Source organism: Pseudomonas sp. NUPR-001 (assembly GCF_052147955.1).
GTDB lineage: Bacteria > Pseudomonadota > Gammaproteobacteria > Pseudomonadales > Pseudomonadaceae > Aquipseudomonas.
The window spans coordinates 961,032-983,717 of sequence record NZ_CP197353.1 but is presented as its reverse complement, the minus strand read 5'-3'; the positions used below and the strand labels follow the sequence as shown (position 1 = coordinate 983,717).

At 61.5% G+C, this 22,686-nt stretch carries 19 protein-coding genes and 1 pseudogene; 15 read left to right on the top strand and 5 right to left on the bottom strand.

Going from position 1 to position 22,686, the window contains the following annotated elements:
- Positions 1–51 precede the first annotated feature (51 nt).
- From ACP6KB_RS04620 to ACP6KB_RS04605, 4 genes are all read left to right on the top strand, one after another.
- The gene (locus tag ACP6KB_RS04620) at positions 52–549 is read left to right on the top strand and encodes a sigma-70 family RNA polymerase sigma factor (RefSeq protein ID WP_442112254.1); all 498 of its coding nucleotides are present in this window, start codon (positions 52–54) and stop codon (positions 547–549) included.
- Positions 546–1,481: a DUF4880 domain-containing protein gene (locus ACP6KB_RS04615; protein WP_442112253.1), complete on the top strand. Its 936-nt coding sequence runs from the start codon at positions 546–548 to the stop codon at positions 1,479–1,481. The genes ACP6KB_RS04620 and ACP6KB_RS04615 overlap by 4 nt, the downstream gene beginning before the upstream one ends.
- Before the next feature lie 89 nt (positions 1,482–1,570).
- Complete coding sequence (gene fecA, locus ACP6KB_RS04610) at positions 1,571–3,910, top strand: TonB-dependent Fe(3+) dicitrate receptor FecA (RefSeq protein ID WP_442112252.1); 2,340 nt, start codon at positions 1,571–1,573, stop codon at positions 3,908–3,910.
- A 178-nt stretch (positions 3,911–4,088) separates the two neighbouring features.
- Positions 4,089–4,496: an HPF/RaiA family ribosome-associated protein gene (locus ACP6KB_RS04605; RefSeq protein WP_442112251.1), complete on the top strand. Its 408-nt coding sequence runs from the start codon at positions 4,089–4,091 to the stop codon at positions 4,494–4,496.
- Between the two features lie 146 nt (positions 4,497–4,642).
- Here the strand turns inward: ACP6KB_RS04605 and ACP6KB_RS04600 are convergent, their stop codons facing one another.
- Together ACP6KB_RS04600 and hmpA are read right to left on the bottom strand one after the other, a co-directional pair.
- Positions 4,643–5,113: a phosphate-starvation-inducible protein PsiE gene (locus ACP6KB_RS04600; protein WP_442112250.1), complete on the bottom strand. Its 471-nt coding sequence runs from the start codon at positions 5,111–5,113 to the stop codon at positions 4,643–4,645.
- A gap of 171 nt (positions 5,114–5,284) precedes the next feature.
- Complete coding sequence (hmpA, locus tag ACP6KB_RS04595) at positions 5,285–6,466, bottom strand: NO-inducible flavohemoprotein (protein WP_442112249.1); 1,182 nt, start codon at positions 6,464–6,466, stop codon at positions 5,285–5,287.
- Positions 6,467–6,618: 152 nt separating this feature from the next.
- On the opposite strand from hmpA, the gene norR reads away from it, so the two are divergent.
- From norR to ACP6KB_RS04575, 4 genes are all read left to right on the top strand, one after another.
- Positions 6,619–8,172 (top strand): nitric oxide reductase transcriptional regulator NorR, encoded by a 1,554-nt coding sequence (gene norR, locus ACP6KB_RS04590; RefSeq protein WP_442112248.1) that lies wholly within the window; start codon positions 6,619–6,621, stop codon positions 8,170–8,172.
- A gap of 81 nt (positions 8,173–8,253) precedes the next feature.
- Complete coding sequence (locus tag ACP6KB_RS04585; protein ID WP_442112247.1) at positions 8,254–9,153, top strand: chemotaxis protein CheW; 900 nt, start codon at positions 8,254–8,256, stop codon at positions 9,151–9,153.
- Positions 9,154–9,233: 80 nt separating this feature from the next.
- Positions 9,234–9,545, top strand: a complete 312-nt coding sequence (locus tag ACP6KB_RS04580) for a hypothetical protein (protein ID WP_442112246.1) — start codon at positions 9,234–9,236, stop codon at positions 9,543–9,545.
- Positions 9,524–10,291, top strand: a complete 768-nt coding sequence (locus ACP6KB_RS04575) for a YkgJ family cysteine cluster protein (RefSeq protein ID WP_442112245.1) — start codon at positions 9,524–9,526, stop codon at positions 10,289–10,291. The genes ACP6KB_RS04580 and ACP6KB_RS04575 overlap by 22 nt, the downstream gene beginning before the upstream one ends.
- Before the next feature lie 6 nt (positions 10,292–10,297).
- On the opposite strand, the gene ACP6KB_RS04570 is transcribed toward ACP6KB_RS04575, so the two are convergent.
- On the bottom strand, positions 10,298–11,398 hold the full coding sequence (locus tag ACP6KB_RS04570; RefSeq protein ID WP_442114254.1) for a methyl-accepting chemotaxis protein: 1,101 nt from the start codon (positions 11,396–11,398) through the stop codon (positions 10,298–10,300).
- Positions 11,399–11,599: 201 nt separating this feature from the next.
- Positions 11,600–11,869, bottom strand: a pseudogene (locus tag ACP6KB_RS04565) (PAS domain-containing protein); the annotation flags it as partial.
- 284 nt (positions 11,870–12,153) lie between these two features.
- Here ACP6KB_RS04565 and ACP6KB_RS04560 point away from each other — a divergent pair.
- The 7 genes from ACP6KB_RS04560 to ACP6KB_RS04530 all read left to right on the top strand — a co-directional run bounded on the left by ACP6KB_RS04560 (position 12,154) and on the right by ACP6KB_RS04530 (position 22,065).
- The gene (locus ACP6KB_RS04560; RefSeq protein ID WP_442112244.1) at positions 12,154–13,320 is read left to right on the top strand and encodes an efflux RND transporter periplasmic adaptor subunit; all 1,167 of its coding nucleotides are present in this window, start codon (positions 12,154–12,156) and stop codon (positions 13,318–13,320) included.
- Positions 13,317–16,418 (top strand): multidrug efflux RND transporter permease subunit, encoded by a 3,102-nt coding sequence (locus ACP6KB_RS04555; protein ID WP_442112243.1) that lies wholly within the window; start codon positions 13,317–13,319, stop codon positions 16,416–16,418. Before ACP6KB_RS04560 ends, ACP6KB_RS04555 begins: the two co-directional genes overlap by 4 nt.
- 9 nt (positions 16,419–16,427) lie before the next feature.
- The gene (locus ACP6KB_RS04550) at positions 16,428–17,102 is read left to right on the top strand and encodes a heavy metal response regulator transcription factor (RefSeq protein ID WP_442112242.1); all 675 of its coding nucleotides are present in this window, start codon (positions 16,428–16,430) and stop codon (positions 17,100–17,102) included.
- Positions 17,077–18,456: a heavy metal sensor histidine kinase gene (locus ACP6KB_RS04545; RefSeq protein ID WP_442112241.1), complete on the top strand. Its 1,380-nt coding sequence runs from the start codon at positions 17,077–17,079 to the stop codon at positions 18,454–18,456. The genes ACP6KB_RS04550 and ACP6KB_RS04545 overlap by 26 nt, the downstream gene beginning before the upstream one ends.
- A gap of 200 nt (positions 18,457–18,656) precedes the next feature.
- Complete coding sequence (locus ACP6KB_RS04540) at positions 18,657–18,881, top strand: hypothetical protein (protein ID WP_442112240.1); 225 nt, start codon at positions 18,657–18,659, stop codon at positions 18,879–18,881.
- Positions 18,882–19,086: 205 nt separating this feature from the next.
- Positions 19,087–20,421 (top strand): OprD family porin, encoded by a 1,335-nt coding sequence (locus tag ACP6KB_RS04535; RefSeq protein ID WP_442112239.1) that lies wholly within the window; start codon positions 19,087–19,089, stop codon positions 20,419–20,421.
- Positions 20,422–20,571: 150 nt separating this feature from the next.
- Positions 20,572–22,065, top strand: a complete 1,494-nt coding sequence (locus ACP6KB_RS04530; protein WP_442114253.1) for a diguanylate cyclase domain-containing protein — start codon at positions 20,572–20,574, stop codon at positions 22,063–22,065.
- Here ACP6KB_RS04530 and ACP6KB_RS04525 read toward each other — a convergent pair.
- Positions 22,062–22,538, bottom strand: coding sequence for a PA2169 family four-helix-bundle protein (locus ACP6KB_RS04525; RefSeq protein ID WP_442112238.1), 477 nt, complete (start codon positions 22,536–22,538; stop codon positions 22,062–22,064). The two genes, ACP6KB_RS04530 and ACP6KB_RS04525, sit on opposite strands and share 4 nt — an antisense overlap.
- Positions 22,539–22,686 lie beyond the last annotated feature (148 nt).

Here is a 22,686-nt window from a genome sequence, read left to right as displayed (position 1 = left end):
AATGCGAACAATTCTTATTCTGTTGCGCATCCTGGCGCCGGAGTGTTCACGGTGCCCAGTGCCTCCCCTTCTTCCTTGCTCGAAGGCCTTTACCACGCCCATCACAACTGGCTGACCGGCTGGCTGCGTCAGCGCCTGGGCTGCCCGGACAATGCAGCGGATCTGGCACAAGACACCTTCATGCGCCTGCTGCAGGCCCGCGAAACGCCGGTACTCAACGAGCCACGGGCGTTCCTCACCACCGTGGCCAAGCGCGTGCTGTTCAACCACTACCGCCGTCAGGACCTGGAGCGCGCCTACTACCAGGCGCTGGCGCAATTGCCAGAAGAACTGGCGCCCTCGGAGGAACACCGGGCGATCATTTTCGAGACCTTGCTGGAGCTTGACCGTCTGCTCGATGGCCTGGCGCCGCTGGTCAAGCGCGCCTTCCTGCTGGCCCAGGTCGACGGCCTGAGTTATGGCGAGATTGCCGCACAGCTCAACATCTCGCTGGCCACGGTCAAGCGTTACCTGAACAAGGCAGCCATGCGCTGTTACTTTGCCCTGTGAACAACGCCCAACAGACGTTCTCGCCGCAGGTGGCCGAGCAAGCCGTGCACTGGCTGATCGAACTGCAGAGCGGTGCCCTCGACCCGCGTCAGCAGCAGGCCATGCAGCAGTGGCTGCAAGCCCATGAAGAACACCGCCGGGCCTGGGAGCATATCCAGCACGTCAACCAGCGCTTGCGCGGGTTGTCGTCACCGCTGGCCCATGCCGCGTTGCAGGCGCCGCATTCGGCCAGCCGCCGCCGGGCGCTCAAGACCCTGCTGATTCTCGGTGTGGGCGGCAGCCTGGGCCTGACCTTGCAGCAGCACAACGCGCTGCCAACCCTGCTCGCCGACTACCGCAGCCCGGTGGGTGAGCGACGTCGCCAGCCACTCGACGATGGCAGCCTGTTGCACCTCAATACCCGCAGTGCCGCCGACGTGCGCTTCGACGCAATGCAACGCCTGGTGCACCTGCTTGAGGGTGAAATTCAACTGACCGTCGCCGACGATGCCCGCCCGCTTCGCTTGTTGACTGACTTCGGCTTGCTGCAGCTCGAGCAGGGCCGCTACAACCTGCGCCAGTACCCGCAGTACAGCCAGCTCAGTGTGCACCAGGGCAGCGCCAGCCTTGCCGGTCAGCCCTTGGGCGCCGGTCGTCAGGCCCGCTTCAACGGCCCGCAATGGCAGGCTACGCAGTTAATCGACAGCAATGCCGGAGCCTGGGTCGATGGCATGCTGGTGGCCGCGCACATGCGCCTTGGCGACTTCCTCGACGAGCTGGGCCGCTATCGACGCGGCCAGCTCAACTGCGCCCCCGAGGTGGCCGAACTACTGATTTCCGGTAGCTACCCGCTGGCCGACAGCGAGCGCATTCTCGACCTGCTGGAAGTCGCCCTGCCAGTACGGGTGCGACGCTTTACCCGCTACTGGGTGACGGTCGAAGCCCGGGCCTGAAAAAAATTCAAATCCGCTGAGCTGTTTTTTCATCTCGCGTGACAGAGAAGGCAGAACCCTTTGCTTTGACCTTCTCAAGGACACCTTGCATGCCCCTTCGACCAAGCCCGTTGGCCCAGGCCCTTCGCACACTGCTGTTCGGTATCGGCCTGAGCGTTGCCGCCGTTCCCGCCATGGCTGAACAGGCCGCCGCACGCAGCTACCAGATTGCACCAATGTCGCTGGAAAACGCGCTGAACCAGTTCGGGCGAGAAAGTGGCGTGCTGATTTCGTTTGGCTCGCAGTTGACCAGCGGTGTGCAAAGCCCCGGCCTGCAGGGTCAATACAGCCCGCAGCAGGGGCTGGATGCATTGCTGCAAGGCACAGGCCTGCAAGCGCGCGCCGAAGGTGAAAACGCCTTCAGCCTGCAACCGGCAACGGCGGCCAATGCCCCGGTAGAGCTGGGAACCTCGACCGTAGTCGGTGACTGGCTGGGCGTTGCTCAGCAAGACAACGTCTTCGAACACCCCGGCGCCCGCGATGTGATTCGTCGCGAAGAGTTCGAGCGCCAGGGCGCCACCACCGCCCGCGAAGTGCTCAACCGTATTCCCGGGGTCAACGCCCCCGACAACAACGGCACCGGCAGCCACGACATGGCGCTGAACTTCGGTATTCGCGGCCTCAACCCGCGCCTGGCCTCGCGCTCCACGGTGTTGATGGACGGCATCCCGGTGCCCTTCGCCCCTTACGGCCAGCCACAGCTGTCGTTCGCGCCGATCAGCATGGGCAACATGGACGCCGTGGACGTGGTACGCGGTGGCGGTGCGGTCCGCTACGGCCCACAGAACGTCGGCGGCATCGTCAACTTCGTGACCCGGGCGATTCCTGATGAGCCGACCGTCAAGGCCGGTTTCCAGACCCAGACCAGCCCGTCGTCCAGCCATGACGGCTTCAAGACCAGCGCCAACCTGCTCGCTGGCGGCACCAACGACAACGGCCTGGGCGGCGCCCTGCTCTACTCCGGCACCCGTGGCGGCGACTGGCGCGAACACAGCGACACACAGATCGACGACCTGATCCTCAAAGGCAAGCTGCAACTCGACGAAGCCAACAGCCTGCACGCCATGGCCCAGTACTACGAAGGTGAAGCGCAGATGCCCGGTGGCCTGAGCGTCGCCGACTACGATGCCGACCCGTATCAGTCGACGCGTCTGTCAGACAAGTTCTGGGGCCGCCGGACCATGTTCAACTTCGGTTACGACTACAAGGAAGACGCCCGCCAGTTCAGCGTCAACAGCTTCTTCACCAAGACCCTGCGCAGCGGCTACCTGGACCAGGGCAGCTTCATTTCGCTGTCGCCACGCGAGTACTGGGTACGTGGCATCGAGACACGCTTTTCGCAAGGTTTCGCCCTCGGTGAAAGCTGGCACGAAGTGGGTGTCGGCTACCGCTACGTCAACGAAGCCAGCCACGAACTGCGCTACCGTGAGCCGATCAGCGCCGATCAACTGCCTACCACCGCCAGCCGCAAAGACCGAGACACCCGGGGCAGCACCGATGCTCACGCGATCTTCCTCGATGACCGCATCGACATTGGCCAGTGGACCATCACCCCGGGCATCCGCTACGAAATGATCGACTCCGAGCAGGCCAATAAAATCAGCGGCGTGCGCTACCAGGGCGACTACAACACCGCACTGCCTGCGCTGAACGTGATGTACCACCTGACCGACAGCTGGAACCTGTACGCCAATACCGAAGGCTCGTTCGGCAGCGTGCAGTACAGCCAGATGCCCAACCGGGTCAGCAGCGGCGAAGTCAAACCGGAAAAAGCGCGCACCTGGGAACTGGGTACACGCTATGACGATGGGGTGTTGCAGGCCGAAATCGGCGCGTTCCTGATCAACTTCGACAACCAGTACGAAAGCAACCAGACCAACGATTCGGTGATTGCCCGTGGCGAAACCCGCCACCAGGGTATCGAGACCAGCGTCAAGTACGCACTCGAAGGCCTGAACCCGGCCCTGGCCGGATTCGACGTGTATGCGACCTATGCCTTTGTCGATGCGAAAATCCGCGAAGACGGGCCGAACAAGGGCAATCGTGTGCCGTTCTCCTCACGCCACAAAGGCACCTTGGGCATCGGTTACACCGAGGGCCCATGGCAGCTGAATCTGGACAGCACCTACCAGAGCGACCAGTACGCCGACAACGCCAACACCTCGAGCGAAAGTGCCGACGGCAGCACCGGACGCATCCCCGGCTACATGCTGTTCAGCAGCCGCGCGGGCTATGATTTTGGCCCGCAACTGTCGAACCTGAACGTCGCCGTTGGGGTGAAGAACATCTTCAATCACCAGTACTACACACGCTCCTTTGACGACAACAACAAGGGCAAGTATGTCGGTGAGCCTCGTACGGTATACCTGCAGACTTCCGTCGCGTTTTGATCCAGCGCATGCAAAAGCCCGGCCGACGCCGGGCTTTTTGCAACAAGAAATTTATCTTTCAAAAGGACTTGAAATGTTGCGCCAAGTGCCTGACCTTGTAGTCAAGAGGCGATGGTTTCCACAGGCCGCAAAGGCCCCATCGATTCTCTTGCGAGCTAGCTGAATAAGGGATTGAACTATGCAAATCCAAGTCAATAGCGACAACCATATTCAAGGCAACATTCGACTGGAAGAGTGGGTCCGTAGCACCGTAGAAAGCACGCTCGAACGATTTGATGAAGACCTCACCCGCATTGAGGTTCACCTGCGCGACGAGAATGGCGCCAAGCCAGGTCCGCACGACAAACGCTGCCAGATGGAGGCACGCCCAAAAGGCCATCAACCGATTTCCGTGAGCCACACCTGCGCATCGCTCGACCAGGCTGTCGAGGGTGCTGCGACCAAGCTCAACCATGCCCTGGAGCACTTCTACGGCAAACTGCGCAGCAAACGTGCGGTTGCCCAACAAAGCGTTAACGGCGCCCAGAACGACGGGCTGTTGCAGGAAGAATTCCTGGAGAACGAACAAGCTCGCAGCATTAGCTGAACAACCTGACGCAGACGGTAAAAAGGCGAGCCCACTGGGCTCGCCTTTTTTATGGCCGGTAGGAGCGGGCTTGCCCCGCGATTGCGGTTTACCAGCCACATCGCCTCGCGGGGCAAGCCCGCTCCCACCGAGGGTGCAAGACAGTTTTATTTGCTTTCTTCGATCTCTTTGCCGCTGGCATCAATCGCTTTGGTCGAGGGGTACTGGTACGAGGCATAGCGCACCACCAGAATCGCAAATGCCAACAGCAAGATACCGCCACACACATACAGCAGCCCAACATCCGGCGCCTTGTGGTGCGAAACATCGCCGATCAGCAGGCGAGTCAATGCAGTAATCGCCACATACAACAGAAAGCGGATCGGCATGTGGTTGGTCTTGAAGTAAATCCCAACCATCGCCCCCAACTCGAGGTAGATAAACAGCAAGAGAATGTCATCGACACTCACGCCCCCTTTGCTGAGCATGTCGATGAAGGTCGCCACCGCAGCATAGGCCGTAATCGCACCAATGCCGAACAGCGCCAGGTAGTGGAATGCTTCAACGCACAAATTGCCCAACGAATCAGCCGAGCTATGCAAGCCCTTGCGCGTTTTATCTGCCCAGTTATTGCTCACGATTTCGGTTTCCTTGATACGGCTGAAAGGATGATGCGCCACACGCATGACGGTTTATCTGCATGCAGTTAAAAGGCCAGACGCCCTGTTTGAGAAGGCGGCCAAATGCCGCAAGGCACAGCCATCGCTGGCTGTGCCTTGTCCTTTCAAGCGTAAAGTGCGAAAACCGGTTTATTCCAGCGCCGACGCCGGGCCGAAGAACTCGTAACGGCTCTGCTGTTCAGGCACACCGAGGCCTTTGAGATGACGCTTGATGGTCGCCATGAAGCCTTTAGGGCCAAGGAAATAGGCGTCCAGGTCACGCTCCGCAGGCAGCCAGGCGTTGAGCTGTTCTGCACTGAGCAGGCCCAGGGCATCTGCCGGCTCGCTGACACCATCGTCTTCGGCGTAGCAGTAGAAGCGCTTCACCTGCGGATGACGCGCCGCCAGGCCGTCGACCCAATCACGGAAGGCATGTACCGCACCGTTGCGTGCGCAGTGGATAAAGTGCACCACCCGGCCACTTTCCAGTGCAGCTTCGAGCATCGGCAAGGTCGGGGTGATACCGACGCCACCGCTGATCAGCACCAGTGGTTTGTCGCTGGCGCTCAGGGTGAACTCGCCTGATGGCGGGAACAGTTTGATGCTGTCGCCCACGGCCAGTTGCTCGTGCAGGTAGTTCGACACCTTGCCACCGGCTTCGCGCTTGACGCTGATCCGGTACTGACCGGCATCGCTCAGCGCCGACAGCGAATAGTTGCGACGCTGTTCCTGGCCATCGATGATCAACTGCAGGCCGATGTACTGGCCCGGTTCGGCCTTGAGAATCGCGCCGCCATCCGCCGGGGCGAAGTAGAAGGACACGATCTCGCTGCTTTCTTCCACTCGCTGCGCCAGCTTGAACTCACGCGCACCGCGCCAGCCGCCCGGTGCGGCCTCTTTTTGGGCGTAAACCTCGGCCTCGGCACCAATCAGGATATCGGCCAGTTGCTGGTAAGCAGCGCCCCACGCGGCGATGACTTCAGGGGTGGCAACTTCTTTACCAAGCACTTCTTCAATGGCGCGCAACAGGCAGCTACCGACAATCGGGTAATGCTCCGGCAGGATCTGCAAGGCCACATGCTTGTTGATAATCTGCCCCACCAGGCCACCCAGCTGTTCCAGCTGGTCGATGTGCCGGGCATACATCAGTACGCCGTTGGCCAGGGCGCGCGGTTGATCACCGCTGGCCTGGTGAGCCTGGTTGAACAGTGGACGCACCTGCGGGTATTCGCTGAGCATCATTTTGTAGAAGTGAGTCGTCAGCGCTTCACCGCCGCTTTCCAGCAGGGGAACAGTGGCTTTAACGATTGCACGATCCTGGGCATTGAGCATGGATGACTCCTGAGCCTGTGGCTTCTGATGAATGCCTGAGCTAATTCAGATTCTGTGCCAACTTTTTTATTGTTTAAAATCAATGGCTTAAAAATATATGAGTCATAAAGACTAGCCCTGATATATAGTCAATAAGACCAACAGGAGTCTTTATGACTGCAAAATCCCTACTCACCGCCTTACTGCCATTGGTCAGCGATCTGGCCCGCGACCTGCCCGAGCGCGAGCGCTACCGGCGTTTGCTGGAAGCCATGCGCAGCCTGCTGCCTTGCGACGCGGCCGCCCTGCTGCGTCTGGATGGCGAGTGGCTGGTGCCGCTGGCGGTCGATGGCTTGAGTACCGACACCCTCGGGCGCCGCTTCAAGGTCAACGAACACCCGCGCTTCCAGGCCATTCTCAGCCACAGCGCCCCCACCCGCTTTGCCAGCGACAGCGAGCTGCCCGACCCGTATGACGGGCTGGTCGAAGGCCTGCACCAGCACCTGGAAGTCCACGACTGCATGGGCTGCCCGCTGTTCGTCGATGAGCAACCCTGGGGCCTGATCACCCTCGATGCGCTGGACCCTGAGCAGTTTCAGCAGGTCGAACTCGATGCCCTGCAAGCCTTTGCCAGCCTCGCCGCCGCCACGGTCAATGTGGCCGAGCGCATCGAACGCCTGGCGTTACGCGCCGAAGATGAACATGAGCGTGCGGAGGTCTATCGCCAGGCCAGCGGCCAGCAATACAAAGAACTGATCGGCCAGAGTAAAGCGCAAAAGCGCCTGCTTGAAGAAATCCAACTGGTTGGCAGCAGTGACCTGACCGTCTTGATCAACGGCGAAACCGGCGTCGGCAAGGAGCTGGTAGCGCAGGCCATCCACCAGGCTTCAAGCCGTGCCGACAAACCGATGATCAGCCTCAACTGCGCCGCCTTGCCCGACACCCTGGTGGAAAGCGAGCTGTTCGGCCATGTGCGCGGTGCCTTCACCGGCGCGGTCGGTGAACGCCGTGGCAAGTTCGAACTGGCCAACGGCGGTACGCTGTTTCTCGATGAAGTCGGTGAACTGTCGCTGACCGTGCAAGCCAAGCTGCTGCGCGTGCTGCAAAGTGGTCAGCTGCAACGCCTGGGCTCGGACCAGGAGCACCGCGTCGATGTGCGCCTGATCGCCGCGACCAACCGTGACCTGGCAGACGAAGTGCGCGCCGGGCGCTACCGTGCCGACTTCTATCACCGCCTGAGTGTCTACCCGCTGCTGGTTCCAGCCCTGCGTGAACGCGGGCGCGATGTGTTGCTGCTCAGCGGTTACTTCCTCGAACAGAACCGCTCACGCATGGGCCTGGGCAGTTTGCGCCTGAGCGCAGAAGCACAGGCGGCATTGCTGGCCTATGACTGGCCCGGCAACGTGCGCGAACTGGAGCACCTGATCGGCCGCTCGGCGCTCAAAGCCCTGGGCCAACACCGCCAGCGCCCGAAAATTCTGACGCTGGACGCCGCTGACCTGGACCTCAAGCCGGTCGAAGCGCAGGCCAGCCCTGAACCGCAGGCGGGGCCGGCAATCACCTCGTTGCCTATGGGTGACCTGCGCCAGGCCCTCGACGACTACCAACGCCAGCTCATTCAGGGCTGCCTGGAACGCCATCAGCACAACTGGGCCAGCGCCGCCCGCGAGTTGGGCCTGGACCGGGCCAACCTCGGTCGCCTGGCCAAACGTCTGGGTCTACGCTGATTTGGCCAACCGATTAAAGCCACGGGCTGGCGGGTCGATAACCCGGCATATCCCCCCTTTGAATCTGTCCTGAAGGTGCCTATGGCCTCGCACAATGCCCGCGCCGATTCGCTGTCGCTGCTGCTGTTCACCCTGCGCAGCGGCAAGCTGATGGCGATCAACCTGCTCAAGGTCAGTGAAATCATCCCCTGCCCGCCGCTGACCAAACTGCCGGAGTCGCACCCGCACGTCAAAGGCGTGGCGACCTTGCGCGGCAACTCGCTGTCGGTGATCGACCTGTCTCGCGCCATCGGCGAACAGCCGCTGCTCGACCCACAGGGCGGCTGCCTGATCGTCACCGATATCAGCCGCTCCAAGCAGGGCCTGCATGTGCAGGCGGTGAGCAAGATCGTTCACTGCCTGAGCACCGACATCAAACCGCCGCCCTATGGCTCGGGCAACAAGTCGTTTATCACCGGCGTGACCCGGGTCGACAACACCCTGGTGCAGGTGCTGGACATCGAGAAAGTCATTCATGGCATCTCCCCGCCTGCCCATGACCCCATCAGCAGCGAACTGAGCGCCGATGATGCCGCCGTGCTGGCTGCCACCAACATTTTGGTGGTCGATGACAGCCAGGTGGCCCTGCAGCAATCGGTGCACACCCTGCGCGGCCTGGGGATCGAATGCCACACTGCACGCAGTGCCAAGGATGCGATCAACACCCTGCTGGAGCTGCAAGGCACTGACCAGGAGATCAACGTGGTGGTCTCGGATATCGAAATGTCCGAGATGGACGGCTTTGCCTTCACCCGTACCCTGCGCGAAACCCCGGACTTCAAACACCTCTACGTGCTGCTGCACACTTCGCTGGACAGCGCCATGAACAGTGAGAAGGCGCGGCTCGCCGGAGCCAACGCCGTGCTGACCAAGTTCTCCTCACCGGAACTGACCGACTGCCTGATCGTCGCGGCGCGCGCGGTTGCCTTCGAAGAAAGCTGAAACACACCTCATGAGCGGCGTGCTTGAATGTGCCTGAACCTCAGGCACAATTGAGCCCATCGCCTACCGGGGTACCGCTCATGAAAGCCTTTGTTAGCCTGCTGCTTGCCTGCAGCGCCTTGACCTCCCTGGCCCACGCCTCCAGCGATCAAGCCTGGAACGACCACAACGCACAGATGAGCGAGCGCTGCATCGCCGCCAGCACCCTGAAAAACGTCAAGGTGCTGGGCGAGCCTGCCGAATTCGACGACCGCGTCGGCTACAGCGCACTGCTGCTGGAAGGCCGTTACCCGCAAAAACACATGAACAACCGCAAAGGCACCGAACTGTGCCTGTACGAGCGCCAGCGCAACCTGGCCTTCGTGACTGAATGGGCCCCCGCCAAACCGTGAATACCGCACAAACCGCTGATATCCGCTTCGACTGCACCGGCTGTGGCAAGTGCTGCACTGGCCACCATGTGCCCCTGACCTTGAGCGAAGCGCGCCAGTGGACGGGCTCGGGTGGCCAGGTCATCGTCCTGATCGAAGCCTTCCTGGCCAACGGCCTGGGCTTGCCTGCCGATCAACGCGAACACGCCTTGCGCCGCTCCTGGCCGGTACCTTGTGGCAGCACCGAGGTGCAGGTGGCGATCACCTTCGCGGCCTTCAACCCCGAGCGTTGCCGCAACCTGGACGCCAACGACCTGTGCACCATCTACGACAGCCGGCCGCTGGTGTGCCGCATTTACCCAATGGAAATCAACCCGCATATTCCCTTGCGCCCTGAAGGCAAAGACTGCCCCAGTGAAGCCTGGCAAAGCGGCCCGGTGCTGATACATGGCCAACAGCTGGTCGACCGGCGCCTGGCCGAATTGATTGAACGCTCACGCCAGGCCGACCGCGACGATATCCGCAGTAAAGTCGCCATCTGCCAGGCCCTGGGTATCGACACCAGTGCCCTGAAAGGCAACGGTTTCACCGCCTACCTGCCCGACACCCAAGCCTTGGATCAGGCACTGCAGCAAGTAGACACACAAGCGCCGATCACGCCCTGGACCTTGCATGTGATTGACCCGGCACTGTGCGAACAACTGCAGGCCAACGGTGCCCAGGTGTACAGCGAAGCCGCCGGGCACTACGCCTTTATCGGTTTCTGAAAAACCTCAGTGACAGCGCCGCCAGAACTCCGCAGCCAGGCGGCGCAAATCCTCGGCCAGCGCCGCGACGTCACTGGCACTGAGGTGGCTTTGCTGACCGACCTGCACGGTTGACTCGCTGGCCTGACGAATACTGATGATGTTGCGGTTGATGCTTTCGCTGACCTGGCTCTGCTGCTCCACCGCCGCGGCGATCTGCACACTCATCTCGCTGATCTGGTTGACCCGCAGGCTGATGCCATCCAGCGCACTGGCGGCCTGCCGGGCCTGATCGACACTGTGATCGGCATGCTCGCTGCTCTGCTGCATCACCTGCACCGCATCGCGCGCCACCCCCTGCAACACGCTGATCATCCGCTGTATCTCATGGGTCGATTGCGCCGTGCGCTGCGCCAGGCCGCGTACTTCATCGGCGACCACGGCAAAACCACGGCCCTGATCACCGGCGCGGGCCGCTTCGATGGCGGCGTTGAGCGCCAACAGGTTGGTTTGCTCGGCAATCCCGCGAATCACTTCGACCACCCCGGTAATCTCGCTGCTGTGATTTTGCAGGTTGTGGATAACCTCGGTGGCGGCGCCCAGCGAGTCGGCCAGGTTCTGGATGGCGCTGCGATTGAGGTCGACCAACTGGTGGCCGGCGCGGGTTTCGTCTTCAGCCTGATCGGCTGCTTGCGAGGCTTGTTGGGCGTTGTTGGCCACCTGGGCGACGCTGGCCGCCATCTGATGGATCGCCGTGGCGATCTGATCCGCTTCGCCCTGCTGCTCCAGATGGCTGCTATGGCTGCTGTGCAGTGACTGCGCCAGCGAACCGGTATGCCCGGCCAGGCGCCGGGAAGTATCGCCAATCCGCCCGACCACCGCGCCGAGCTGGCCCTTGAGCATGCGCAAGGCAAAATCGATCTGGCCGATGCCGTCGCGCCTGCCGGTGTACAACTGCTGACTCAGCGGGTTGTCAGCGATGCTCAGGGCCTCGGCACACAAACGCTGGAACGGCTTGAGCACGGCCAGGATCACCAGCGCGCTCAAGCCACTGGCCAGCAGCACTTCCACCAGGCCTTGCCAGGGCAACACCGGCAGGAGAAAACGGCTGAGCACGGTGGCCAGCATCACCCCGAGCGTCACCCCCGCCCATAATTGCCAGCCAAGCCCCAGCACCGGCAAGCGCTGCCACCAAGGCCGTTTGCCGCTGCGCAGCTGTGCATAACAACGCTCGGCGGCTTCGATCTGCTCGGCACTGGGCTTGGTGCGCACCGACTGGTACTCCACGGTCTGGCCCTGGCTGGCGATCGGCGAAACAAAGGCACTGACCCAATAGTGGTCACCGTTCTTGCAACGGTTTTTCACCAGCCCCATCCATGACTGGCCACGCTTGAGGGTTTGCCACATCTGTTCGAATGCCTGAGGCGGCATATCCGGATGACGCACGATGTTGTGGGCGCTGCCCATCAACTCTTCACGGCTGAAACCACTGACCTTGACGAAGTCGTCGTTGGCATAGGTGATCCCACTGGAGAGGTCGGTAGTAGAAAGGATGTTGGCGTCACCGGGATAATCCACATTGCGACCGGTCACAGGCATATTGCACTTCATCGGAGGCACTCGTTGTTTTTTGGGAGAATCGGCAGGGCATACGACTCTAGTGACAAATAAGCGCGATTCCTTGATCCAGCGCAGGATTTTGGCACTTTGCCACCACCGTTTCCTGTAGGAGCGGGCTTGCCCCGCGAAGCGATTTGGCTGGCACACCGCAATCGCGGGGCAAGCCCGCTCCTACCGGGTTTCTGTCAGCGCTGTCAGTTAGCGGTCACGCTGCTGACCCGATCCAGCCGCTATACAGTAAGGATCGCCCTGAGACTTTTTGTATGCGTATCAAGACCCGCTCTGTTGTGATCTGTGCTGCCTTGTTTGCGCTGGCCGGGGCCGCCTTGTGGTGGTTCGGTGGCGCGCGGGATGAGAAAGTCGCGCACAACCCCGCCGTGCCGGTGCGGGTCGTCGCGGTCAAGCAGCAGGATGTGCCGCGCTATGTCAGCGGCATTGGCTCGGTGCTGTCGCTGCACAGTGTGGTCATCCGCCCGCAAGTTGAAGGGGTGCTGACCCGCTTGCTGGTCAAGGAGGGGCAGTGGGTCAAGCAGGGGGACCTGCTGGCAACCATCGATGACCGCGCCATACGCGCCAGTCTGGAGCAGGCCAAGGCCCAGTTAGGCCAGAGCCAGGCGCAGTTGCAGGTGGCCGGTGTCGATCTGAAACGCTACAAGCTGCTCAGCACCGACAATGGCGTATCGCGCCAGACCCTGGATCAACAGCAAGCCCTGTTCAATCAGTTGCAAGCCACGGTGCTGGGCAATCAGGCGGCGATTGCTGCAGCCCAGGTGCAGTTGTCTTACACGCAGATTGCGTCGCCGGTGACCGGCCGGGTCGGTATCCGCAACGTCGATGAAGGTAACTTCCTACGGGTGACCGATACCCAAGGCCTGTTCAGCGTCACCCAGATCGACCCGATCGGTGTCGAGTTTTCCCTGCCACAAGCCATGCTGCCGACCTTGCAGGGGCTGCTGCATGCGCAACCGCCGGCCGTTGTGCAGGCCTATCTGGAGGGCGATGGCGACAGCAGCGGCACGTTGCTGGCTGAAGGGCACCTGACCCTGATCGACAATCAGGTGGCTGCCAACACCGGGACCATTCGGGTCAAAGCCGAGTTCGCCAACCCCGATGCACACCTGTGGCCCGGGCAACTGGTGACCCTGAAACTGCAGACCGCGTTGGACCAGGATGCCCTGGTGGTACCCCCGCAAGTGGTGCAACGCGGAATCGACGGCCACTTCGTTTACCGCTTGGTTGGCAACAAGGTCGAAAGTGTGCCGGTCAAAGTGCTGTATCAAGACAGCACACTGAACATCATCGCCGGGATCGGCAAAGGTGACACGCTGGTCTCCGATGGCCAGTCACGGCTCAAGCCGGGCGCCACGGTGGAGGTGGCTGCCGACAACGCTGCCACCGAAGAAGTGGTCAATCGCCGGGAGCAGCCATGAACAGCCGTGGCTCGATTTCGGCCTGGTGTATCGACCGCCCGATTGCCACGCTGCTGCTGACCTTCGCCCTGGTACTGCTCGGGGTTATCGCCTTCCCGCGTCTGCCGGTCGCGCCCTTGCCCGAGGCCGACTTCCCGACCATTCAGGTGACCGCGCAATTACCCGGCGCCAGTCCCGAGACCATGGCCTCGTCAGTGGCCACCCCGCTGGAGGTGCAATTCAGTGCCATTCCCGGCATGACCCAGATGACCTCCAGCAGCGCGCTGGGCTCGACCAACCTGATCCTGCAGTTCAGCCTGGAAAAAAGCATCGACACTGCCGCCCAGGAAGTTCAGGCGGCAATCAATACCGCCACCGCCCGCCTGCCTCAGGACATGCCCAGCCCGCCAACCTGGCGCAAGGTCAACCCGGCCGACAGCCCGGTGCTGATCCTCACCGTCAGTTCCGCGCAAATGCCCGCCAACGAATTGAGTGACTACGCCGAAACCCTGTTGGCCAGGCAGCTCAGCCAGATCGAAGGGGTCGGCCTGATCAACATTACCGGCCAATTGCGCCCGGCGATCCGCGTGCAAGCGCAGCCGGAAAAACTCGCCGCCCTCGGCCTGACCCTCGCCGATCTGCGCCAGGCCATCCAGCAGACCAGCCTGAACCTGGCCAAAGGTGCGCTGTATGGCGACAGCAGCGTCTCGACCCTGGCCACCAACGATCAACTGTTCCACCCGGATGAATATGCCCAGCTGATCGTCTCTTACCGCGACGGCGCGCCAGTGCACCTGAAGGATGTCGCCAAGGTTATCAGCGGCGCGGAAAACGCCTACGTCAAAGCCTGGTCCGGCGAGCAGCAGGGCCTGAACCTAGTGGTGTTCCGCCAGCCGGGCGCCAACATTGTCGAAACCGTGGACGGCGTGATGGAGGCGTTGCCACGGCTTGAGCAAATGCTGCCCGCCTCGGTCCAGGTTTCCGTGCTCAACGACCGCACCCAGACCATTCGCGCCTCGCTGCACGAAGTGGAAATCACCCTGCTGATCGCCGTTGCCCTGGTGATCGGCGTGATGGCGCTGTTCCTGCGGCAATGGTCGGCAACCTTGATTGTCTCCAGCGTGCTCGGTGTCTCGCTGACCGCCAGCTTCGCCCTGATGTACCTGTTCGGCTTCAGCTTGAACAACCTGACCCTGGTGGCCATCGTTATTGCCGTAGGCTTTGTGGTCGACGATGCGATCGTGGTGGTGGAGAACATCCACCGTCATCTGGAGGCGGGCGACAGCAAACGCGAGGCGGCGATCAAGGGGGCCGGAGAGATCGGTTTCACCGTGGTCTCGATCAGCTTTTCGCTGGTGGCGGCGTTCATTCCATTGCTGTTCATGGGCGGTGTGGTCGGGCGTCTGTTCAAGGAATTCGCCCTCACCGCCACCTCGACCATCCTGATTTCAGTGGTGGTGTCACTGACCCTGGCACCGACCCTCTGCGCCCTGTTCATGGAGCGCCCGCAACACCGCGCGCAGCAGAAGGCCAGCTTCGGCGAGCGCCTGCTGGCCTGGTACGAGCGGGTGCTGATCAAGGCCCTGGCGCACCAACGACTGATGATGGGGATCTTCGCCGTGACCCTGGCGCTGGCGGTGGTGGGTTATGTGGCGATACCCAAAGGCTTCTTTCCGGTGCAAGACACCGGGTTCATCCTCGGCACTTCCGAAGGCGCTGCCGACATCTCCTACCCGGACATGATCAAAAAACACCAGGCACTGGCCAAAGTCATCGAGGCCGACCCGGCGGTAAAAGCCTTCTCCCATGCGGTCGGGGTCACCGGCAGCAACCAGACCATCGCCAACGGCCGCTTCTGGATCGCCCTCAAAGACCGGGGCGACCGCGATGTTTCCGCCAGCGAGTTCATCGATCGCCTGCGCCCGAAACTGGCCAAGGTGCCGGGCGTGGTGCTGTACCTGCGCGCCGGTCAGGACATCAACCTCAGTTCCGGGCCCACTCGCAGTCAATACCAGTACGTGCTCAAGAGCAACGACGGTGCCGCCCTGAACCTGTGGACCCAACGTCTGACCGAACGCCTGAAGGCCAATCCGGCCTTTCGCGACCTGTCCAACGACCTGCAACTGGGCGCCAGCGTCACCCGCATCGATATCGACCGCCGCGCCGCTGCGCGCTTCGGCCTGACCACCACCGACATCGACCAGGCACTCTACGACGCCTTTGGCCAACGCCAGATCAGCGAGTTCCAGACCGAGACCAACCAGTACAAGGTGATCCTTGAACTCGACGCCCGCCAGCGCGGCAAAGCGGAAAGCCTGAACTATTTCTACCTGCGCTCACCGCTGAGCGGCGAAATGGTGCCGCTGTCGGTGCTGGCCAAAGTCGCACCACCGAGCACCGGGCCGTTGTCGATCAGCCATGACGGCCTGTTCCCGGCGGCCAACCTGTCGTTCAACCTGGCCCCCGGCGTGGCGCTGGGCGATGCGGTGCAGATCCTCGAACGCACCCAGCGCGAGCTGGGCATGCCCGACTCGATCATTGGCAACTTCCAGGGCGCAGCGCAGGCCTTCCAGAGTTCGCTGTCGAGCCAACCCTGGCTGATCCTCGCGGCGCTGGTGGCGGTGTACATCATCCTTGGCGTGCTGTACGAAAGCTTCGTGCACCCGCTGACCATCATCTCCACCCTGCCCTCCGCCGGGCTCGGCGCCTTGGCGTTGCTCTGGCTGAGCGGCCAGGACTTCAGCATCATGGGCCTGATCGGCATCGTCCTGCTGATTGGGATCGTCAAGAAAAACGGCATCCTGCTCATCGACTTTGCCCTCGATGCTCAACGCACCCTGGGCATGAGCCCCGAGCAGGCCATCCATCAAGCCTGCCTGACCCGCTTCCGGCCGATCATGATGACCACCCTCGCCGCGCTGCTCGGCGCGGTGCCGCTGATGTTCGGCGTGGGTGCCGGGGCGGAGCTGCGCCAGCCGCTGGGCATCGCCGTGGTCGGCGGTTTGTTGGTGAGCCAAGCGCTGACACTGTTCACCACACCGATCATATACTTGGCCCTGGAACGGCTGTTCCACCGGCGTCAGGCGCCTGAAAAAGTGGCGCAGGCCACTGCCAGTTGAGAAACGACTATGCGTGTGCTGATTATTGAAGATGAAGAAAAGACCGCCGATTACCTGCACCGCGGTCTGACTGAACAAGGCTTTACCGTCGACCTGGCCCGCGACGGTATCGATGGCCTGCACCTGGCGCTGGAAGGTGACTATGCGGTGATCGTCCTCGACGTCATGCTTCCCGGCCTGGACGGTTACGGCGTGCTGCGTGCCCTGCGTGCGCGCAAGCAAACCCCGGTGATCATGCTCACCGCCCGCGAACGCGTGGAAGACCGCATTCACGGCCTGCGCGAAGGCGCCGATGACTACCTCGGCAAGCCGTTCTCGTTCCTCGAACTGGTCGCCCGCCTGCAAGCCCTGACCCGCCGCAGCGGTAGCCACGAGCCGGTACAGATCCAGGTCGCCGACCTCTGGGTAGACTTGATCAGCCGCAAGGCCAGCCGTGCCGGGCAACGCCTGGAACTGACCGCCAAAGAGTTCTCGCTGCTCAGCGTCCTGGCCCGGCGCCAGGGCGAAATTCTTTCCAAGACCGCCATCGCCGAGCTGGTCTGGGACATCAATTTCGACAGTGACGCCAACGTTGTCGAAGTGGCGATCAAACGCCTGCGGGCCAAGCTCGACGGCCCGTTCGAGACCAAGCTGCTGCACACCATCCGAGGCATGGGTTATGTTCTGGAAAGCCGTGCCGACTAACTCCATCGCCCTGCGCCTGAGCGCGTTGTTCACCTTGGTGGCGCTAGGTGTATTCCTGCTGATCGGCAGCGCGTTGTACAAACAGGTAGACCGCAGCCTCGACCTGTTGCCGGCTGCCGAACTGGAAGCGCGCTTCAGCGTGTTGGAATCATCGCTGACCCGCTACGACACACCCGAGCATTGGGCCAAGATCACCAACAAGCTCAACCTGCTGGGTGAAGAAGACCGCCGCATCCGTTTCTGGGTGGTCAGTGGGCACAGCCCGTACGAGTTCGGCCAACCCGACGCCAGCCTCCGTGACTTCGCCCAAGGCTCGCTGGGCATGCGCGACCTGCGCCTGGCCGACAGCCCCTACCCGTACAAAGTGCTGGTCAGTGAACTGCCGCCGATGGGTGTGCGCCCAGCGCTTCGCTTTCTGATTGCCATCGACACCGAGACCTTCTGGCAAACCCAACACACCCTGCTGGTGGCGATTATCAGCCTGTCGGTGTTCGGTGTGTTGCTGGCCTCCTTGCTTGGCTACTGGGTGGCACGGATCGGCCTGAGGCCGCTGCGCAGCCTTTCGGCCGAAGCGCAGAAACTGGCGCCACCACGCCTGAGCGGGCGCCTGCAGCTAGCCGACCTGCCGCCGGAAGTGGCGCAGTTCGCCAGCGCCTTCAACTCCACACTGGAGCGCGTCGATCAAGCCTATACACGCCTTGAAGCGTTCAACGCCGACGTGGCCCACGAACTGCGCTCGCCGCTGACCAACCTGATTGGCCAGACCCAAGTAGCGCTGACCCGGGGACGCAGTGCCGAGCATTACTTCGAGGTGCTGCAATCGAACCTGGAAGAACTGGAACGCCTGCGCACCATCATCAACGACATGCTGTTCCTGGCCAGCGCCGACCAGGGCAGCAAAGCCACCGCACTGACCTGCAGTTCGCTGGCTGACGAAGTGGCGGCAACCCTCGATTACCTGGATTACATCCTTGAGGATGCCCAGGTACGGGTTGAGGTCAGTGGCGATGCCCAGGCGCATATCGAGAAGGCGCAACTGCGCCGGGCGTTGATCAACCTGCTGAACAACGCCGTGCAACACACCGCGCCACAGCAGGTGATACAGGTACGGATCGAGCAGCAAGACGGGCAGATCAGCATTGCCGTGAGCAATCCGGGACCGGCTATCGATCAGGAACATTTGCCGATGCTGTTCGAACGCTTCTACCGAGTAGATGCGGCGCGCAGCAGCGGCAGTGGCAACCACGGCCTGGGGCTGGCGATCGTCAAGGCCATTGCGCTGATGCATGGTGGCAGCGTGTTCGTGCGTAGCCAGGCGGGGGCCAACACCTTCGGAATTGTGCTGCCGACCTGAACCCCTGTGGGAGCGGGCTTGCCCCGCGATTGCGGTGTGTCAGGCAAAATGCATCGCGGGGCAAGCCCGCTCCCACCAGATGATCGACTATTACCCTAAACGCAATAGTACTTCTCGAAAAAGTAACTTTTTCTTGCCGGTGTTTCCGACTAATTTACTCGGACCTACTTAACACTTACACCGCAAGAAGGTTGTTTCAAATGTCCAACAGTATGGGTGTTGCCAGCGTTTTCGTCCTGTCTTCCCTGTTATTGTCGCCTCTGGCCATGGCCGAGGAATCCCAGGCGTTCGTTGCTCGCAATGCTGAACTGGCCGCTGTTCACGAACAAGCGCGCGAGGCCTTTGCCGCCCAGTCCGAGCAAGCCTCCGAGACCGCAGAACAGACCGTTTCCAAGGCTTCCTCGCGTGACGCCGCCGAGAGCTGAGCGACACGCCGTTGTACCCTTCGACTCCTTTGGTGATCGCACAGGTGACTTGAGCGCCAGTACGGTTGTCTTTCAAAGCCGCTATTTATTAGCGGCTTTTTTTCGTGTGTCGAAAAGTACCGGTCTGCGGGTTCGTTTGTTCAAAACAAGATCACCTTTCGCACAATAAAAACTGCCTTACTTTCACCTCAAGGAGTACCACCCGGTGAACACTGCTTTACGCTTCACCCCCCTGTTCGTTGCACTGGCTGCAACGATCCCCTTCAACGTACAGGCCGAAGAGGAAAAGGCCGACGGTTTTATCGAAGGGTCCAGCCTGAACGTGCATGCACGCAACTACTACCTCAACCGTAACCAGTTGAACCGTGGCGTGAATGACAATCGGGAATGGGGACAGGGCTTTCTCGGTAAATTTGAATCGGGTTATACCCAAGGCACCGTCGGCTTCGGCCTGGATGTGCATGGCATGCTCGGTTTGAAACTCGACGGCGGCGCAGGCACTTCCGGTAGCAGCATCCTGCCGATCAACACCCAGGGCGATGGCGAACCGGGCAAAGCCCCCGATTCGTTCTCGACGGCGGGTGCAGCGGTCAAACTCAAAGCGTTCGACACCGAACTCAAGGCTGGCGACCTGTTTCTGACCAACCCGGTGATCGCCGGTGGTGAGTCGCGCATGCTGCCGCAAACCTTCCGCGGCGTGAGCCTGACCAACAACAGCATCGAGGGCCTGATGCTTGAAGGCGGTCAAGCCAGCTTCACCAAGCCGTACAACCAGAGCGGCCACCGCCGTATCGATACGTTCTACGGCGCCCTGCCGGACGACCGTGAGAGCAGCCACCTGAGCTGGGCCGGCATGGCCTGGAGCGGCACGCCGAACCTGACCTCGAGCCTGTACGCCTCCGAGCTCAAGGACATCTGGAACCAGTACTACTTCGACCTCGACTACACCTACAAGGTCAACGACCTGGTCAGCCTCAACCCGGGCCTGCACTTCTACCACACCCAGGACACCGGCCAGGCGCTGCTGGGCAACATCGACAACAACACCTACAGCCTGCACTTCACCGTCAACGTCGGCTACAACAGCCTGACCGCGGTGTACCAGCGGGTCAACGGCAACACGCCATTCGACTACATCAACCAGGGCGACAGCGTGTACCTGGACAACTCGCAGATGTATTCGGACTTCAACGGCCCCAACGAGCGCTCGTGGAAGCTTAAATACGCCTACGACTTCGCCGGTCAGGGCATTCCCGGCCTGACCTCGATCATTTCCTACTCCCGCGGTGAGCTGGACCTGACCAAGGTCGATCCCAACAGCGTCGGCTACGGCGAGCACTGGTATAACCCCGAAGGCGAAAACGCCCAGCACTGGGAACGCGACTTCGACCTGCAGTACGTCTTCCAGGAAGGCCAGCTCAAAGACCTCTCGGTGTTGCTGCGCTGGGCCAGCCACCGTGGCAGCCAGGGTTACTCGCAGATCGACAACGATGTTGACGAGTACCGGGTGATCATCGATTACCCGCTGAACATTTTCTGATCCTTGCCGTACCAGAGCTGGCGATCTCGCCAGCTCTATCCTCCCGCCGACCAAAGTCCTTGTCCGACAATCCTGTGCCCCCTAAAATACCGCCGCCGCGCACCTGCGCCGCCACTCTTTTCGGGGTTTTCCGCTGCAGCGACCATGACTTTGCCCTCTCGATCCCAGCGATCGGCACTTTACAAGTCTCATCCGGAGCTGATCCTGAACCTGGGCAGTTGCCTTGCGGTGCTCGCCATTGTCGCCATCGTCAGCTACCTGCTGATGCGCGAGCGGATCAACGTTGAACAAAGCGCCAGCCGTTCGGCGAGCAACATCGTGCAACTGATCGAGAGCGACATTCAGCGCAATGTCGAACTCTACGACCTGTCACTCCGCGGCCTGATCTGGGCGGTGCAACAGCCCGACCTGAATACCCTGTCGCCTGCGCTGCGACAAAATCTGTTGTTCAATCAGGCCTTCGCCATGCCGGTGCGTGGCGACATGCTCTGGCTGGATGCGCAAGGTAATGTGGTGGCCGACTCCACCAGCATGACGCCGCGCCAGGCCAACTTTGCCGACAGCAAAGTCTTTCAGGCGCATCGCCAACATGCCGACCTGGGCATGGTGATCAGCCCACCGTTCAAGGCACGCCTGGGCGATTTGGACTGGTGCATCAGCTTCAGCCGGCGCATTTCCGATGCCAACGGCGACTTTGCCGGGGTGGCTGCAGGCGCCCTGCGCCTGTCGTACTTCACCGACTTGTTCAAACGCCTGGACATCGGTAATGAGAGCAGCATCAACCTGATGAACACCGACGGGGTGCTGCTGGCACGGCAATCGAACATCCCCGAAGAAGCACGGGTCGGCGCCAACTTCGCCGACCGCCCCAACTTCAAACGCCTGATCGCCGATGGTAGCGGCAGCTTTGCCGGTTTCTCCGGGAGTACCGGCAAGCCCCGGCTCTACACTTTTGCCCGGGTCGCCGACCTGCCGCTGATCGTGGTGGTGGCGCGCTCCAGTGACGAAGTGTTCGAGGCATGGCGGCGCACCGCCTTGCTGGTGGGCGGTGCCACGGGGGTGCTGTGCGTGGGCATTCTCTGGCTGACCTTGCTGCTGGGCCGCGAGCTGCGTCGTCGCCATTGCGCTGAGCAAGACCTGGCAGAACTGGCCGCCACCGATAGCCTTACCGGCCTTGCCAACCGTCGCCAACTCGACCAGGTGCTGCGCCGCGAATGGTCACGGGCACAACGCAACCAGCGACCGCTGGCAGTGTTGATGGTGGATGTCGATCACTTCAAAGCGTTCAACGAACGTCATGGCCATCAGGGCGGTGACGACGCCTTGCGTCAGGTGGCCAGCGCCATCGCTCGCAGCATCCGCCGCCCGGCCGACCTGGCCGCGCGTTACGGCGGCGAAGAGTTTCTGGTGGTATTGCCAGAGACCGAACGCCAGGGCGCGCAGATCCTGGCTGAGCGTATTCGTCGCAGTATCGAAGCCTTGCCGCTGTTCGGTGATGACACCGCCCCGGTGACCGTCAGCATTGGCATTGGCTGCTACACCCCCGATACCCAGCAAGACCTGGCGACCTTGCTGGGCAATGCTGACGAAGCGCTGTACTGCGCCAAACGCAACGGCCGCAACCGGGTGGAAACGGCGGTTTAAGAGCGCGCCCGCGCGTTGTTACGCAAGACCTTGACCTGATCATGGTTGCGCTGCACGCCATGGTACTGACGCTCGACCAAGGCATAGACCTCACTACCTGGTGCCAGGGTCAGCTTGGTGAGTTTCTCCAGCGCATGCTTGTAGGCCTTCAGGGCGTGGTCTTCACCGCGCTCCACCTCATTGAGCACGGCTTCTTCATCCTTGCCGGTGAGCTTCGACTTGAGGTCGACCCATTTGCGGTGCAGATCACCGCTGATGCTGGTGGAAGTCTCTGGATCGCCGCCCAGGGCTCGCACCTGATGCTGCAGTTCGGAAGCCGCGGTGCCGCAATCGCTGGCGAGCTTGAGGAAGAAGGTTTTCAGCTCAGGATTGCTCACATCTTCGGCCGAGGTTTTAAAACCCTTCTCGCCATCCTTGCTGAATTCGATCAGGTCGTTGAGTACCGAAACAGCGTCTTTGTTGGGATTGGTCATGACCATTACTCCTTTGCACGAGAAAAGATGCAGGAATACGGAGCAGTGTTCATGCCAGCCTGTTGCTTCGAATTATCTCTATAATTTTCAACGACTTACGATTAATTGAACTCTCAAGGTGCAAGCGATCTGCATGAACTGTCCTTTG